Source organism: Pseudomonas fluorescens, assembly GCF_902498195.1.
Taxonomy (GTDB): Bacteria; Pseudomonadota; Gammaproteobacteria; order Pseudomonadales; family Pseudomonadaceae; genus Aquipseudomonas; species Aquipseudomonas fluorescens_BU.
Genome location: NZ_CABVIY010000002.1, coordinates 741,917 through 755,636, shown reverse-complemented (window position 1 = coordinate 755,636; position 13,720 = coordinate 741,917). Strand labels below are relative to the sequence as shown.

Sequence of the window (13,720 nt, the reverse complement as noted above, 5' to 3'; positions counted from 1 at the left end):
TGCCCGCTATTGTTTTTATCAGAAGAGTGATCACCAGCCGCCCGACGAACCGCCACCGCCGAAACTGCCCCCGCCGCCGCTGAAGCCGCCACCGCCACCGCCGCCCCCGAAACCGCCACCGCCGAATCCACCGGAGCCACTCGAACCGCCCCGGCCGGCGGGAAGGATACCGAGCATCTGGCAGACAAAAACAGTCAGGATGAACAACAACACCAAAAACACGAACAACCCCGGGTGCTGCGTGAGGAAATCGTCACTCGGATCGCCACCGGAGTCGTACACCGTGGACGGCTCGTCCAGGGGATTGCCGCCCAGCACCACCAGCATCGCCGCCACCCCGTCGCTGATGCCTTTGCTGAAATGGCCGGCCTTGAAGGCCGGGGTGATCACCTGATTGATGATGACCGAACTCTGGGCGTCGGTCAGGCGATCCTCCAGGCCGTAGCCCACCTCGATGCGCAGTTTGCGCTCATCACGCGCGATGATCAGCAACGCGCCGTTGTTCTTGTCTTTCTGGCCAATGCCCCAGTAGCGGCCCAATTGATAACCGAAGTCTGCAATGTCAGTGCCCTGCAGACCCGGCAAAGTCACGACCACCAGCTGCTCACCGGTGGTTTTCTCATGGGCCTGGAGCTGTTGCGCCAGCTGCTCGCGTACCGAGGGCTCGATCATCTGGGCGTTATCCACCACCCGCCCGGTCAGTTCCGGGAACTTCAACTCGGCCTGGACCGCCAGGGTAAACACCCACAGCAACAGCAGCAGGCCTGCTTTCAACATGCGCATTTGACAACCTCATTCATCCCTGTAGGAGCTGCCGCAGGCTGCGATCTTTTGACGTTGTTTTGAAATCGCAGCCTTCGGCAGCCCCTACACAGGTTCAGAACTTCACTTCGGGCGGCTTCTCCGAACCCGGCGTGGCCTCGAAGGTTTCGCGCACCGGCAGGCTGCTGTACATCACGCTGTGCCACAGGCGGCCGGGGAAGGTGCGGATCTCGGTGTTGTACTTCTGCACCGCCAGGATGAAGTCGCGCCGGGCCACGCTGATGCGGTTTTCGGTGCCTTCAAGCTGCGATTGCAGGGCGAGGAAGTTCTGATTGGCCTTGAGGTCCGGATAACGCTCGGACACCACCATCAAACGGCTCAAGGCACCGCTGAGTTGATCCTGGGCCTGCTGGTACTGCTTGAGCTTCTCCGGGTTGTCCAGGGTGGACGCGTCCACCTGGATCGAAGTGGCCTTGGCCCGGGCCTCGATCACCGCGGTCAGGGTGTCCTTTTCATGGGCGGCATAGCCCTTCACGGTTTCCACCAGGTTGGGAATCAGGTCGGCGCGGCGCTGGTATTGGTTCTGCACCTGGCCCCACGCGGCCTTGGCCTGCTCATCGAGGGTCGGGATGTTGTTGATGCCGCAGGCGGTCAGCATTGTGGCCAGCACCAGCAACGTGGCGACTTGCAGCCGCGACCGGTAGGACTGTCGAACATTCATCACAGTGATACTCCCTTCACATTGCATGGAAAAAACAACCGGCAACCCTCTCGGCCGGCTCTTGGGGCATAATCGCCCGCGCCATTGGATTGCAGCTGTCGTTTTTCTAGTCAGCACCCGAACAACAATAGACGCTCCCTAAATTTTGGCTGGCCGGCGTGACCATCGCCGTTTGGGCCTTTGAGAAAACTATTCATGAAGAAGCTGTGTTTGCTGGGCCTGTTCGTCAGCCTGGCCAGTCATAACGTACTGGCCGCTACGTCACCGGCACCTATTGAAAACAAGGAAGCCTTCGTCAGCAACCTGATGAAGCAGATGACCCTCGATGAAAAAATCGGCCAGTTGCGCCTCATCAGCATCGGCCCGGAAATGCCCCGGGAGCTGATCCGCAAGGAAATCGCCGCCGGCAACATCGGCGGCACGTTCAACTCGATCACCCGCCCGGAAAACCGTCCGATGCAGGACGCGGCCATGCGCAGCCGGTTGAAGATCCCGATGTTCTTCGCCTATGACGTGATCCACGGCCACCGCACCATTTTCCCGATCCCGCTGGCCCTGGCGTCGAGCTGGGACATGGACGCCATCGGCCTGTCCGGGCGCATCGCCGCCAAGGAAGCCGCGGCCGACAGCCTTGACATCACTTTCGCGCCGATGGTCGACATCTCCCGCGACCCGCGCTGGGGCCGCACCTCCGAAGGCTTCGGCGAGGACACCTACCTGGTGTCGCGCATTGCCGGCGTGATGGTCAAGGCGTTCCAGGGTGTCGGCGCCAATGCCGCCGACAGCATCATGGCCAGCGTCAAGCACTTCGCCCTGTACGGCGCGGTCGAGGGTGGCCGCGACTACAACGTGGTCGACATGAGCCCGGTCAAGATGTACCAGGACTACCTGCCGCCGTACCGCGCGGCGATTGACGCCGGTGCTGGCGGGGTGATGGTCGCGCTGAACTCGATCAACGGCGTGCCGGCCACCGCCAACACCTGGCTGATGAATGACCTGCTGCGCAAGGAATGGGGCTTCAAGGGCCTGGCGGTGAGCGATCACGGGGCGATTTTCGAGCTGATCAAGCACGGCGTCGCCGCCGACGGTCGCGAAGCGGCGAAGCTGGCGATCAAGGCCGGCATTCACATGAGCATGAACGACACCCTGTACGGCAAGGAGCTGCCGGGCCTGCTGAAATCCGGCGAGATCCAGCAGAGCGACATCGACAATGCCGTGCGTGCGGTACTGGACGCCAAGTACGACATGGGCCTGTTCAGGGACCCGTACCTGCGCATCGGCAAGGCCGAGGACGACCCGGCCGACACCTACGCCGACAGCCGCCTGCACCGCGCCGAGGCCCGTGACGTGGCACGTCGCAGCCTGGTGCTGTTGAAAAACCAGGGTGAAACCCTGCCGCTGAAAAAAACCGCGAAGATCGCCCTGGTCGGCCCGCTGGCCAAGGCGCCGATCGACATGATGGGCAGCTGGGCCGCCGCCGGCCGTCCGGCGCAATCGGTGACCCTGTTCGATGGCATGAGCAATGTGATCGGTGACCGATCGACATTGATCTACGCCCGTGGCGCCAACATCACCAGCGACCCGAAAATCCTCGGTTACCTGAACTTCCTCAACTTCGACGCCCCGGAAGTGGTGGATGACCCGCGCCCGGCGAACGTGCTGATCGACGAAGCAGTAAAAGCGGCCAAGGAGGCTGACGTCGTCGTCGCAGCGGTAGGCGAATCCCGTGGCATGTCCCACGAATCGTCGAGCCGTACCGACCTGAACATCCCGGAAAACCAGCGTGCGCTGATCCGCGCCCTGAAGGCCACCGGCAAACCGCTGGTGCTGGTGTTGATGAACGGCCGTCCGCTGTCGATCCTCGAAGAAAACGACCAGGCCGATGCGATCCTGGAAACCTGGTTCAGCGGCACCGAAGGCGGCAACGCCATCGCCGACGTGCTGTTCGGCGACTACAACCCGTCGGGCAAACTGCCGATCACCTTCCCGCGTTCGGTGGGGCAGATTCCGACCTACTACAACCACCTGAGCATCGGCCGGCCGTTCACCCCGGGCAAACCGGGCAACTACACCTCGCAGTATTTCGATGACACCACCGGCCCCCTGTTCCCGTTCGGCTACGGCTTGAGCTACACCGACTTCAGCCTGAGCAACATGGCCCTGTCCTCGACCACGCTGAACAAGACCGGCAAGCTCGACGCCAGCGTCACGGTGAAAAACACGGGCAAGCGTGACGGTGAAACCGTGGTGCAGCTGTACCTGCAGGACGTGACCGGTTCGATGATCCGTCCGCTCAAGGAACTGAAGAACTTCCAGAAAGTGATGCTCAAGGCCGGCGAACAGAAAGTCGTGCACTTCACCATCACCGAGGACGACCTGAAGTTCTACAACGCACAGCTGAAGTACGCGGCGGAGCCGGGCAAGTTCAATGTGCAGATCGGCCTGGATTCCAGGGATGTGACGCAGCAGAGCTTTGAATTGCTGTAACACTTGAAAGCAAAAGATCGCAGCCTTCGGCAGCTCCTACAGGGTGTACACCATCCCAATGTAGGAGCTGCCGCAGGCTGCGATCTTTTGATCTTGCCCTACCCCCGCCGATCCAGCAGATTCACCACCACCCGATCCACCCATCCCCACACCCGCTGCTTGACCCGCCGCCACAGCGGCCGGCGTTGCCAGGCCTCCAGGCTGACTTCCTGGCTGAGGGTAAAGTCCTTCTCGAAACTCGCCGTCACCGCACGGGTCAGCCCAGGGTCCAGCGCCTCCAGGTTGGCTTCGAGGTTGAAGCGCAGGTTCCAGTGATCGAAATTGCACGAGCCGATGCTCACCCAGTCATCGATCAGGACCATTTTCAGGTGCAGGAAGCACGGTTGGTATTCGAAAATCCTCACTCCGGCCTTGAGCAACCGAGGGTAGTAACGATGCCCGGCGTAGCGCACCGAAGGATGATCGGTGCGCGGCCCGGTCAGCAGCAGGCGCACGTCGACGCCCCGGGCGGCCGCACGGCGCAGGGAGCGGCGGACTTTCCAGGTCGGCAGGAAGTACGGCGTGGCCAGCCAGATCCGCCGTTGGCCGCTGTTCAGCGCACGGATCAGCGATTGCAGGATGTCGCGATGCTGGCGGGCGTCAGCATAGGCGACCCGGCCCATGCCCTCGCCCATGGACGGCACGCGGGGCAGGCGCGGCAGGCCGAAATGCGCGGCGGGTTTCCAGGCGCGACGATGGCGGTTGGCGATCCATTGGCGGTCGAACAGCAATTGCCAGTCGATCACCAGCGGGCCGGTGATTTCCACCATGACTTCATGCCACTCGCTGACGTCTTCGCCCGGCGTCCAGAACTCATCGGTAACGCCGGTGCCGCCGACCACGGCCATGCTTTGGTCCACCAGCAACAGCTTGCGGTGATCGCGGTAGAAGTTGCCGACCCAGCGCCGCCAGCTCAGGCGATTGTAGAACCGCAGCTCGACCCCGGCCGTCATCAGGCGCTGGCGCAAGGCCAGGGTAAAGGCGAGGCTGCCGTAATCATCGAACAGGCAACGCACCCGCACCCCGCGCTCGGCGGCCTGGACCAGCGCCTGCACCATGGCCTCGGCACAGGCGCCCGCCTCCACCAGGTACAGTTCCAGTTCGACCTGTTCTTCAGCGCGGGCAATCGCCACCAGCATGCGCGGGAAGAACTGCGGGCCGTCGACCAGCAGTTCGAAGCTGTTGCCTTCACGCCAGGGAAAGATCGGGCCGGCCATGTCAGCGCGCCGTGAAAATCAGCACCGCACCCACCGGTACCGACAGGCTGATGGCCGACAGGCCGGCGACCTTGCGCAAGGCTTCCAGCCCTGGCGCCAGGTCGAAGTCTTCGGCATTGATCACCAGCGGCTCCAGGGTCACCACCTGGAAACGCCGGTCATCCAGGCGCGTGGCCAGCAGTTCGGCGTTGTAGGTGTGTTGCTTGCCGTGCAGGTCGACGGTGAGCGGCAGGCGCAATTCCAGTTGTGCGCCGGGGGCCAGGTCGTTGATCGGGCGCAGGTCGATCTGCGTGGTGACCAGTGCCTCGGGAAACGTCTGGATCTGGAACAGCTCCTTGCGCATGCGTTCATCGCGCAAGGGAATGCCGCTGTTGACCGATTCAAGCTCGACTTCCACCCGCGCCAGCCCACTGGGCTCGACTTTGCCGTGCAACACAAGAAAGCGTTGCACTTCGGAGATGTTGGCGTTTTGGGTGCTGACAAACGACAGCCGCGAGGATTCGCCATCGAGGTACCAATCGGCATGGGCCGACAGGGACGCGCCGGCCAACAGCAGGATGGCGAGGGTTTGGGTGACGGACCGCTTGAACATAAAGACTCGTGGGGGCAGATAAACCTGTGCTGAACCTTAACTGCCCGCGAGCCAATTGCAAACTTGTAGGAGCGAGCCTGCTCGCGATGGTCGTTAACGATAACGCGGGGTTGCAGGATAAACGTGGTGCTCTTGAGTCCATCGCGAGCAGGCTCGCTCCTACAGATTAGGAGTCAATCACGACATCGCCTGCTGCACATCACCGATAGTCGCCGCCAGGCTGTTCAGGTGCAGGCTCAACACCCGCTCCACCGGCGCCTGGTCCATTGGCCAGTGCAACGCCATGCTGCCGACCAGTCGGCCCTCGGCGTGGATCGGCAAGGCCACCGCGCGGATCAGGAACGGCAGGCGCACCGGGTATTCCCAATGGCCTTCGGTGCGCTGGCCAAAGCCCTGATGCAGCGCCTGTTCGCGGGTGCTGAACAGGGATTCGTCGCTCAGGCGTTCGCGTTCGGCTAGGCGCTGCACTTCATGGCTTGGCAGTTCGCCCAGGCAAGCGCGGCCCATCGCCGAATGGAACAGGCTGGCATGCTGGCCGACGATCTGGCAGTTGTTCGGATAGCGCTTGCGCAACACCGTGGGAATCGCGCTTTCCATGACCTCCACCCGCTCGCCGTCGAAGCACGACAGGTCCGCCACCAGCCCGGTGCGCTCACTCAATTCCAGCAACAGCGGCGCGGCGTTTTCCACCAGGCGCCGCTTGAAGCGCTGCCGACTGTCACCGAACAGGCGCTTGGCGCACAAGCGATAACGCCGGTCGCTCAGGCCGCGATAGATCCAGCCCTGCTCCTGCAAGGTCAGCAACATGCGCGACACCGTGGCCTTGGGCAGGCTCGTCAAGTAGTGCAACTCTTCAAGGCCCAACGCCTGATGCTCGCCCAGCAACTCGACGATCGCCAGGGCGCGCTCCACGGAACGTACGCTGCCGGTTTCTGCCTTGCTGTCCATGTGTTCGACCTCCGTATGCCCGAAATGGATGATCGATTGATCGTTTCACAAAAGAAGGCAAATTACGCGCCCGTCCGTAGCGCTCAGGCATTTTGCAGACAACCGGGCGGCCGCCGCTTGACCCATTGCGTCAGTTGTTCATGGGCATAAGCCAGTTGCAGCACTGCACGGTCGGCTTGTGCCCGGCCAATGATTTGCAGGCCCATCGGCAAGCCGGCCGGGTTGAAACCCACCGGCACGTTCATTGTCGGAAGACCGGCTAGGGTCGGGCCGATCACCACCTCCATCCAGCGATGATAGGTGTCCATGGCCTGCCCGCCCACGACGCGCGGCCAGGGTGTCTGTGCATCAAAAGGGAACACTTGGGCGGTGGGCAGCAACAGGAAATCGTAACGCTCGAACAACGCGTTCAGGGCGCGATACCAGTCGCTGCGGCTCACCGATGCCTGATAGACGTCCGCCGCCGTCAGCCGCAGCCCGCCCTCGATTTCCCATTGGGCTTCGGGCTTGAGTTGCTCGCGTTGGCGCGGGTCGGCGTACAACCCGCCAAGGCTGCCCTGCACCAGCCAGTGCCGGTGCACCAGCCAGGTCTGCCACAAACGCTCCATGGAGAAATCCGGCTGGCAGGCTTCGACCTTGCAGCCCAGCGCGGCGAAATCCTCCAGTGCCGATTCGCACAGGCTCATCACGCCGGGATCCATCGGCAGGTAGCCGTTGTAATCGCCCAGCCAACCCACGCGGACATCGCTGAAGTCCTGCGCCAGCGACTGATGGAAGATCTCCGGGTCCTGGGTCAGCGACAACGGCACGCGCGGGTCGTAACCGGCCTGGGTGCCGAGCAGACGGGCGACGTCAGTGACGGTTCGGCCCATCGGCCCTTCGGTGGCCAGCTGCTGGACGAACACCTCAGGCGCCGGGCCGTGGGGCACGCGGCCCAGGGACGGTCGAAAACCGAAAATGTTGTTGAACGCCGCCGGATTGCGCAGCGAACCCATCATGTCGCTGCCATCGGCCACCGGCAGCATGCGCAAGGCCAGCGCCACCGCCGCCCCGCCGCTGCTGCCACCGGCTACCCGCGTATGATCGTAGGCGTTGGTGGTGGTGCCAAAAACGCTGTTGTACGTCTGCGAGCCGAGACCGAACTCCGGGACATTGGTCTTGCCGATGATGATCGCCCCGCTCTCGCGCACCCGCGCCACGCTGATGGCGTCGTGTGGCGGGATTTGCTTGGCGAACAGCGGCGAGCCCAGGGTGGTGCGCAAACCGGCGGTGGCCGCCAGGTCCTTGATCGCTTGCGGCATGCCGTGCATCCAGCCCCGGGACTGGCCCTGGTCCAGTTGCCGGTCGCAAGTATCGGCTTCAGCCAGCAGTTCTTCATCCGGACGCAGCGACACCAACGCATTGACCTGCGGATTGAAACGCTCGATCTGCGCCAGATAAGCCTGCATCACTTCACGGCACGACACCTGCCTTGCGTGGATCGCCCAGGACAACGCATCGGCGTTCATTTCAACAATCGAAGGGATGCTCAAGATTTCACCTCAAGTTCAAGTGCAACGGATTTCCTGGCTCGCGGCGCTTCCTGCATGCAGTAAGTGCCCAACAGCGTCAGCAAGCAAGCGAACAATACGTAGAAGGACGGGGCCACCGGCGTTGCCAGCACCTTGCTCAGCCAGGTGACGATCAGCGGGGCAAAACCGCCGAAGACCATGACCGCGACGTTGTACGCCACCGACACCCCGGTGGAGCGCACTTCAATGGGGAACTGCTCGGCCAGCGCGGTCGGTGCCGGGCCGAAAAAGCCGCCAATCGCACTGCACAGCAACAGTTGCATCACCAGCAGGCGCTCGACCGACGGCGCGGCCGCCACCCACACATACAGCGGATACACCATCAGGAAAAACGCCAGGGTGAAGGCCATCAACACCGGGCGGCGACCGAGGCGATCCGACAGCGCGCCGGACAACGGGATCACCACGGTCATCACCGCTACCGCCAGCATCTGCACCAGCAGCACCTGATCCAGCGGCAGCCCGAGGTTCTTGTGGGCAAAGGTCGGCATGTTCACCAGCACCACGTAGAACGACACGGTCGCGCCGCAGGCCAGGCCCATCGACACCAGAATCGCCCGGCGATGTTCGCGCAGGACTTGCAGCAGGCCCGGGCTCGCGCCTTTGGCCTGCTTGCGCGCTTCGAGGAACTCTTGCGGTTCTTCCATGTGTTTGCGAATCCACAAGCCCACCGGGCCGATCAGCAAACCGATCATGAACGGAATCCGCCAGCCCCAGCTGTCCAGCGCCTCGGGGGACAACAGGTGAGTGAACAGCGCCACCATCCCCGCGCCGGAAAACACCGCCAGGCATTGCCCGACCAATTGCCACGAGCCATACAGCCCTTTGCGATGCGCTGGAGCGCTTTCCACCAGGAAGGCCGTGGCACTGGCGTATTCACCACCCGTGGCAAAGCCTTGCAGCATCCGCGCGACCACGATCAACAGCGGCGCGCCCATGCCGATGGCAGCGTAGTTAGGCGCGAAGGCGATCAGGGCGATGGACACGGTCATCAGGCGGATGATCATCTGCATCGCGGCCTTGCGGCCTTTGCGGTCTGAATACATGCCCAGCAGGATGCCGCCCACCGGGCGCATGAAGAAGCCGACGCCGAAGGTCGCCAGGGCCATCAGCAGGGAGGCGTATTCGTCCTCTGACGGGAAAAACTGCCGGGCGATGATGCTCGCCAGAAAGCCGTAAACAATGAAGTCATACCATTCCAGCGCATTGCCGATAACGGCGGCGACCACCTGCCGGGTGCGCGAAACGCCAGTGCTCGAAGTGTGCATGGGGAACTCTCCAGAAACCTGTGGGGTAATGCCGGGCACGCCATCGCGCGCCCGGTCCGACGGCAGTAGAAAGAGAGGGGGTCAGGCCGGCTTGAGCCAGCTCTCGGCCAGCGCGCCCCAATACGCCGCGCCGGTCAGCAGGATGTCGTCGTTAAAGTCGTAGGCCGGGTTGTGCACCATCGGCCGCGAGACGCCGTTGCCGATGAACAGGTAGGCGCCGGGGCAGCGTTGCAGCATCCAGGCGAAGTCCTCGCTGCCCATCAGCTTGGGGGTGTTGCCATCGACGGCCTCGGTACCGACCAGTTCGACGCCGACTTGCCGGGCGAACTCGGTTTCGGCGGCGTGGTTGACCAGTACCGGGTAGGCCGGACGGTGTTCGATGGTCGAGGTGCAGCCGAAGCTGCGGGCCTGGGATTCGATGATTGCGCACACCCGTTCCAGGGTTTGCTCGCGGACCTGGGCGTTCAAGGCGCGCAGGCTCAGGCGCAGGATCGCCTGTTGCGGGATGACGTTGGCCGCCTCCCCGGCCTGCAATGCACCGACCGTCACCACCGCCGCCTGCTGCGCGTCGATGTTGCGCCCGACCACGGTTTGCAGGGCCATGACCACGCTGGCCGCCGCCACCAGCGGGTCCACCGCCAGGTGCGGCATCGAGCCGTGGCCGCCGACACCTTCGATGACGACCGTGAGCAGGTCCTGCGAGGCCATCATCGGCCCTTCGCGAAAACCCAGGTGTCCTGCCGGCAGGCCCGGCATGTTGTGCATGCCGAACAGCGCATCGCAGGGGAAACGCTCCAGCAAACCGTCGGCAAGCATCGCTTCGGCGCCGCCCTGGCCTTCCTCGGCGGGCTGGAAAATCAGGGTCAGAGTGCCGTCGAACTGACGGGTCGCCGCCAGGTAGCGTGCCGCGCCCAACAGCATGGTGGTGTGGCCGTCGTGCCCGCAGGCGTGCATGCAGCCCTGATGTTTACTGCTGTAGGCCGCGCCGGTGTTCTCGATGATCGGCAGTGCATCCATGTCCGCGCGTATACCGAGCTTGCGCGGGCTGCTGCCGTTGCGCAGCACGCCGACCACGCCGGTCTTGCCGACGCCGGAGTGCACCTCGTAGCCCCAGTCCGTCAGGGATTGGGCCACCAGCGCCGACGTGCGGTTTTCCTCGAAACCGAGCTCGGGGTGGGCGTGGATGTCCTGGCGGGTGGCGTGCAGGTCGCTGGCCACGTCGTTGAGCCAGGCAAGGATGTGCTGATGTCGGGTCATGACGATTGTCCTCTAGCCGGGTGTGTTCCCGTTCTTTTTGTTCGCTGTGATTTCGCGACACATCAAGGCAGGTCGCGCTCACCGCCAGATAACCGCGAGTGACGCGCGAGGACAATCGAATGTGGTTCCACGGTGTGGAACCTGGGGGGCACAGAGGCACGAAACATCTGTAGGAGCGAGCATGCTCGCGATGGTCGCCAACGATAACGCTGGCTGCCTGACACACAGCGGCGTGACCGGGTTCATCGCGAGCAGGCTCGCTCCTACAGGTCTCGCGTGATCATGGGGAAAGTCGGCAACCCTCTCGCTCGCCGATCCACACCGCGCCGTTGCTGCGCCCCAGGCCGCTGACGGTGACGCGCTTGCTGGTGGTGTCATCGGTAAAGCCGCTGACGGGCAGCCACTGCTTCACATAGCCCTGACAATACCCGGCGTCATTGTTCATCACATACCGGCACGAGCAGTATTCCTTAGCGGTGTAGGCGCTGATGATGTCCGGGAATGCCCACAGCGCTACCCGCTCCTGCCAGATCCAGCCGAACAAGACGACCAGCAGGATCAGCAACAGAGAGAGGATCGGTCGACGCCTGATGAAACCGCTCATGGCTGCACCTTCCCGGCAAAGGCCTTGAGCGCGAGCTTGAGCAGTTCGTTATGGCGATAGCCGCCATCACGATCGTCGCCGTAACGCACGATCACCAGGTTTTCGCTGGGGATCACGTACAGCGCCTGTCCCCAATGCCCCAGCGCGGCGAAGGTATCGGCAGGCGCATCAGGCCAGGGTTGTGATGCGCTATCCACCGCCCGGTTCAGCCACCAATGACCGCCGGGCACCGCATCATCCTGATGGGCACGGTAGTGAATGAACGGCTCGCGATTGAACGCAACCCAATCCCTGGGCAGCAATTGCCGCTCGCCCCAGCGACCGTCGCGCGCCATCAACAGGCCGATGCGGGCCAGGTCCCGCGCGGTGAGGTAGGCATAGGACGAGGCGACGAAGGTGCCCGTGGCGTCGGTCTCCCAGACCGCATGACGAATGCCCAGCGGCTCGAACAGGGCCGTCCACGGATAATCCGCGTAACGGTCCGGGCCGACGATGGTTTTCAGCGCGGCGGACAAAAGGTTGCTGTCACCGCTGGAATAGCGAAACGCCTGCCCCGGTGCGGCATGGCTGTCGTGATCGGCGGTGAACGCAGCCATGTCCGGGTGACCACGGGTGTAGAGCATGGCCACCACCGAAGACTTCAGGGGGGCGTATTCGTAGTCTTCCTGCCAATCCAGGCCGGAAGCCCAGTGCAGCAGGTCGGCCATCGTCATTTGCGGGTGTTTCGCCAGTGGCGGGTAGAACCGGGCAACCTGGTCCTGAAGCTTGAACCGGCCTTCGCCGTAAGCCACGCCGAGGACGCTGGCCATCAGGCTCTTGCTGATCGACCAGGTCAGGTGGGGTGTGTGGGCGGTGGTGGGGCCGGCGTAGCGTTCGTAGATCAACTGACCGTCGCGGATCACCAGCAAGGCGTCGGTGCGAATGCCTTGGCGAGTGGTGTCGTCGCGGGGTGGGAAGGCGTAGGCCTCAAGTGCCTGGAGTGCCGGGCCGCTGACAGTCGGGCCGGTTGGCCATTGCTCGGCAGGCCAGTGTTCGGCGTGGACCGTAAGGCTGAACAACAGGATGAAAAACAGGGACAAGCCTTTGGGCATGGTGGGGGCTCATGAGAATGAACCTGCTGAGCCTAGCCCAATTAAATGACACTCTTGTTCTCTGTAGGAGCTGCCGAAGGCTGCGATCTTTTGATCCTGATCCTGAAAAGCAAAATCAAAAGATCGCAGCCTTCGGCAGCTCCTACAAGGGCCCTTCAATACGCCGCCAATGCCTTGGCCAACCGCTTACCCCGCGCCCCCGCCGCCAGATCCATCACCGCCTGATCGCGCTGCCACATCGCCGCCCACGATGGCGGCCCTTCGGCCAGCGCGTCATTGATCTCACTCTTTAGCGCCTCGAACTGCGCAAACAACCCGCCTAGCAGCACATGCCCCGCCGCATTACCCGGCGCCTGACGACTGACCTCCGCACACCCCGCCAACAGCGCCAGCAAGCGCAGTAGCAGGGTTTGCGGCCAGTCACAGTCCTGGCCGACGCCATACAGCCACGCCGTCATTGCGCTGAGCACATAGATGTCTTCAAGCGTGCGAAACGGTTTGACGTAGGCATCCCAGCCATCCCCCGCCAGCAACTCGCACAGCGCGTTATCCAGAAACAGCCGGCCGTGGCTGATGTCCGGCATCAACGGGATCGCCGGCAGTTTTTCCACGCGCACGCCCGGCTCACCGGGGTAGACCACCGCCAGGCTCAGGCGCGGGTTTTCACCGGGCTGTTCGCTGCGGGCGGCGATCAACAGCCAGTCGGCGGCATCGCCGGCAGTGACGAAATCCTTTTGCCCGCTCAAGCGCAAACCGTTCAGGCGGGTTTGCATGTCGGCCGGTCGCAAACGGCGTTGCTCGGTCGCGCACATCGCGCCCAGGCTCGACGGTGCACTCGGCCACAACATGCGCAGCGCCGCCTGATACCCCACCAGAAACGCCAGCCCCGGCGTCGCCATCAGGCGCCCGCCCGCCACGGCCAGCTCAAACGGGGTGACGTTGCCCAACAGCTGCAACAGCGCCGCGAACCCCTCGCCCAGGTCCGGGTCGGCGGGCAAGCGATCGCGGCGATTCAACAGGGTTTGCCAGGGCATAAGAGGCTCCTTGTGGGCTGTCATATAAGCATCACCAAAGCTTAACGGCGATGACACCGGGGCTACATAGCCTGACTTTGCACAACAAGGCTGGATAAAGAAAGTCGATCCGCTGTAACCCCAAGACGG

Annotated in this window: 12 protein-coding genes; 1 reads left to right on the top strand and 11 read right to left on the bottom strand. The window is 63.3% G+C overall.

What is annotated here, in order from left to right:
• Window positions 1–30: 30 nt before the first annotated feature.
• Window positions 31–783 carry a TPM domain-containing protein gene (locus tag F8N66_RS31950; RefSeq protein ID WP_150769810.1) on the bottom strand — a complete coding sequence of 251 codons (753 nt, stop codon included), beginning with the start codon at window positions 781–783 and terminating at the stop codon, window positions 31–33.
• A gap of 94 nt (window positions 784–877) precedes the next feature.
• The gene (locus F8N66_RS08865) at window positions 878–1,483 is read right to left on the bottom strand and encodes a LemA family protein (protein ID WP_150769809.1); all 606 of its coding nucleotides are present in this window, start codon (window positions 1,481–1,483) and stop codon (window positions 878–880) included.
• Between the two features lie 195 nt (window positions 1,484–1,678).
• Here F8N66_RS08865 and bglX point away from each other — a divergent pair, with 195 nt between their 5' ends.
• Window positions 1,679–3,970, top strand: a complete 2,292-nt coding sequence (gene bglX, locus F8N66_RS08860; RefSeq protein WP_150769808.1) for a beta-glucosidase BglX — start codon at window positions 1,679–1,681, stop codon at window positions 3,968–3,970.
• A gap of 98 nt (window positions 3,971–4,068) precedes the next feature.
• On the opposite strand, the gene F8N66_RS08855 is transcribed toward bglX, so the two are convergent.
• The 9 genes from F8N66_RS08855 to F8N66_RS08810 form a co-directional block, all read right to left on the bottom strand.
• Window positions 4,069–5,226 (bottom strand): phospholipase D-like domain-containing protein, encoded by a 1,158-nt coding sequence (locus F8N66_RS08855; protein WP_150769807.1) that lies wholly within the window; start codon window positions 5,224–5,226, stop codon window positions 4,069–4,071.
• A gap of 1 nt (window position 5,227) precedes the next feature.
• Window positions 5,228–5,818: a YceI family protein gene (locus F8N66_RS08850; protein ID WP_150769806.1), complete on the bottom strand. Its 591-nt coding sequence runs from the start codon at window positions 5,816–5,818 to the stop codon at window positions 5,228–5,230.
• Window positions 5,819–5,995: 177 nt separating this feature from the next.
• Window positions 5,996–6,766 carry an IclR family transcriptional regulator gene (locus F8N66_RS08845; RefSeq protein WP_150769805.1) on the bottom strand — a complete coding sequence of 257 codons (771 nt, stop codon included), beginning with the start codon at window positions 6,764–6,766 and terminating at the stop codon, window positions 5,996–5,998.
• A gap of 83 nt (window positions 6,767–6,849) precedes the next feature.
• A complete protein-coding gene (locus tag F8N66_RS08840) occupies window positions 6,850–8,301 on the bottom strand; it encodes an amidase (protein WP_412070731.1) in 1,452 nt (483 codons plus the stop codon).
• Window positions 8,295–9,605, bottom strand: coding sequence for a citrate-proton symporter (locus F8N66_RS08835; RefSeq protein WP_150769804.1), 1,311 nt, complete (start codon window positions 9,603–9,605; stop codon window positions 8,295–8,297). Before F8N66_RS08835 ends, F8N66_RS08840 begins: the two co-directional genes overlap by 7 nt.
• Window positions 9,606–9,686: 81 nt before the next feature.
• The gene (locus F8N66_RS08830; RefSeq protein ID WP_150769803.1) at window positions 9,687–10,862 is read right to left on the bottom strand and encodes a M20 aminoacylase family protein; all 1,176 of its coding nucleotides are present in this window, start codon (window positions 10,860–10,862) and stop codon (window positions 9,687–9,689) included.
• Between the two features lie 280 nt (window positions 10,863–11,142).
• Window positions 11,143–11,466 carry an amidase gene (locus F8N66_RS08825; RefSeq protein ID WP_150769802.1) on the bottom strand — a complete coding sequence of 108 codons (324 nt, stop codon included), beginning with the start codon at window positions 11,464–11,466 and terminating at the stop codon, window positions 11,143–11,145.
• Window positions 11,463–12,557 carry a serine hydrolase domain-containing protein gene (locus tag F8N66_RS08820; RefSeq protein ID WP_150769801.1) on the bottom strand — a complete coding sequence of 365 codons (1,095 nt, stop codon included), beginning with the start codon at window positions 12,555–12,557 and terminating at the stop codon, window positions 11,463–11,465. The genes F8N66_RS08825 and F8N66_RS08820 overlap by 4 nt, the downstream gene beginning before the upstream one ends.
• Window positions 12,558–12,712: 155 nt before the next feature.
• Complete coding sequence (locus F8N66_RS08810) at window positions 12,713–13,591, bottom strand: acyl-CoA dehydrogenase family protein (RefSeq protein ID WP_150769800.1); 879 nt, start codon at window positions 13,589–13,591, stop codon at window positions 12,713–12,715.
• Window positions 13,592–13,720 lie beyond the last annotated feature (129 nt).

Bases quoted from the DNA above. Each gene is read 5' to 3' on its own strand.
- F8N66_RS31950 (WP_150769810.1), bottom strand. From the start codon at position 783: ATGCGCATGTTGAAAGCAGGCCTGCTGCTGTTGCTGTGGGTGTTTACC.
- F8N66_RS08865 (WP_150769809.1), bottom strand. From the start codon at position 1,483: ATGAATGTTCGACAGTCCTACCGGTCGCGGCTGCAAGTCGCCACGTTG.
- bglX (WP_150769808.1), top strand. From the start codon at position 1,679: ATGAAGAAGCTGTGTTTGCTGGGCCTGTTCGTCAGCCTGGCCAGTCAT.
- F8N66_RS08855 (WP_150769807.1), bottom strand. From the start codon at position 5,226: ATGGCCGGCCCGATCTTTCCCTGGCGTGAAGGCAACAGCTTCGAACTG.
- F8N66_RS08850 (WP_150769806.1), bottom strand. From the start codon at position 5,818: ATGTTCAAGCGGTCCGTCACCCAAACCCTCGCCATCCTGCTGTTGGCC.
- F8N66_RS08845 (WP_150769805.1), bottom strand. From the start codon at position 6,766: ATGGACAGCAAGGCAGAAACCGGCAGCGTACGTTCCGTGGAGCGCGCC.
- F8N66_RS08835 (WP_150769804.1), bottom strand. From the start codon at position 9,605: ATGCACACTTCGAGCACTGGCGTTTCGCGCACCCGGCAGGTGGTCGCC.
- F8N66_RS08830 (WP_150769803.1), bottom strand. From the start codon at position 10,862: ATGACCCGACATCAGCACATCCTTGCCTGGCTCAACGACGTGGCCAGC.
- F8N66_RS08825 (WP_150769802.1), bottom strand. From the start codon at position 11,466: ATGAGCGGTTTCATCAGGCGTCGACCGATCCTCTCTCTGTTGCTGATC.
- F8N66_RS08820 (WP_150769801.1), bottom strand. From the start codon at position 12,557: ATGCCCAAAGGCTTGTCCCTGTTTTTCATCCTGTTGTTCAGCCTTACG.
- F8N66_RS08810 (WP_150769800.1), bottom strand. From the start codon at position 13,591: ATGCCCTGGCAAACCCTGTTGAATCGCCGCGATCGCTTGCCCGCCGAC.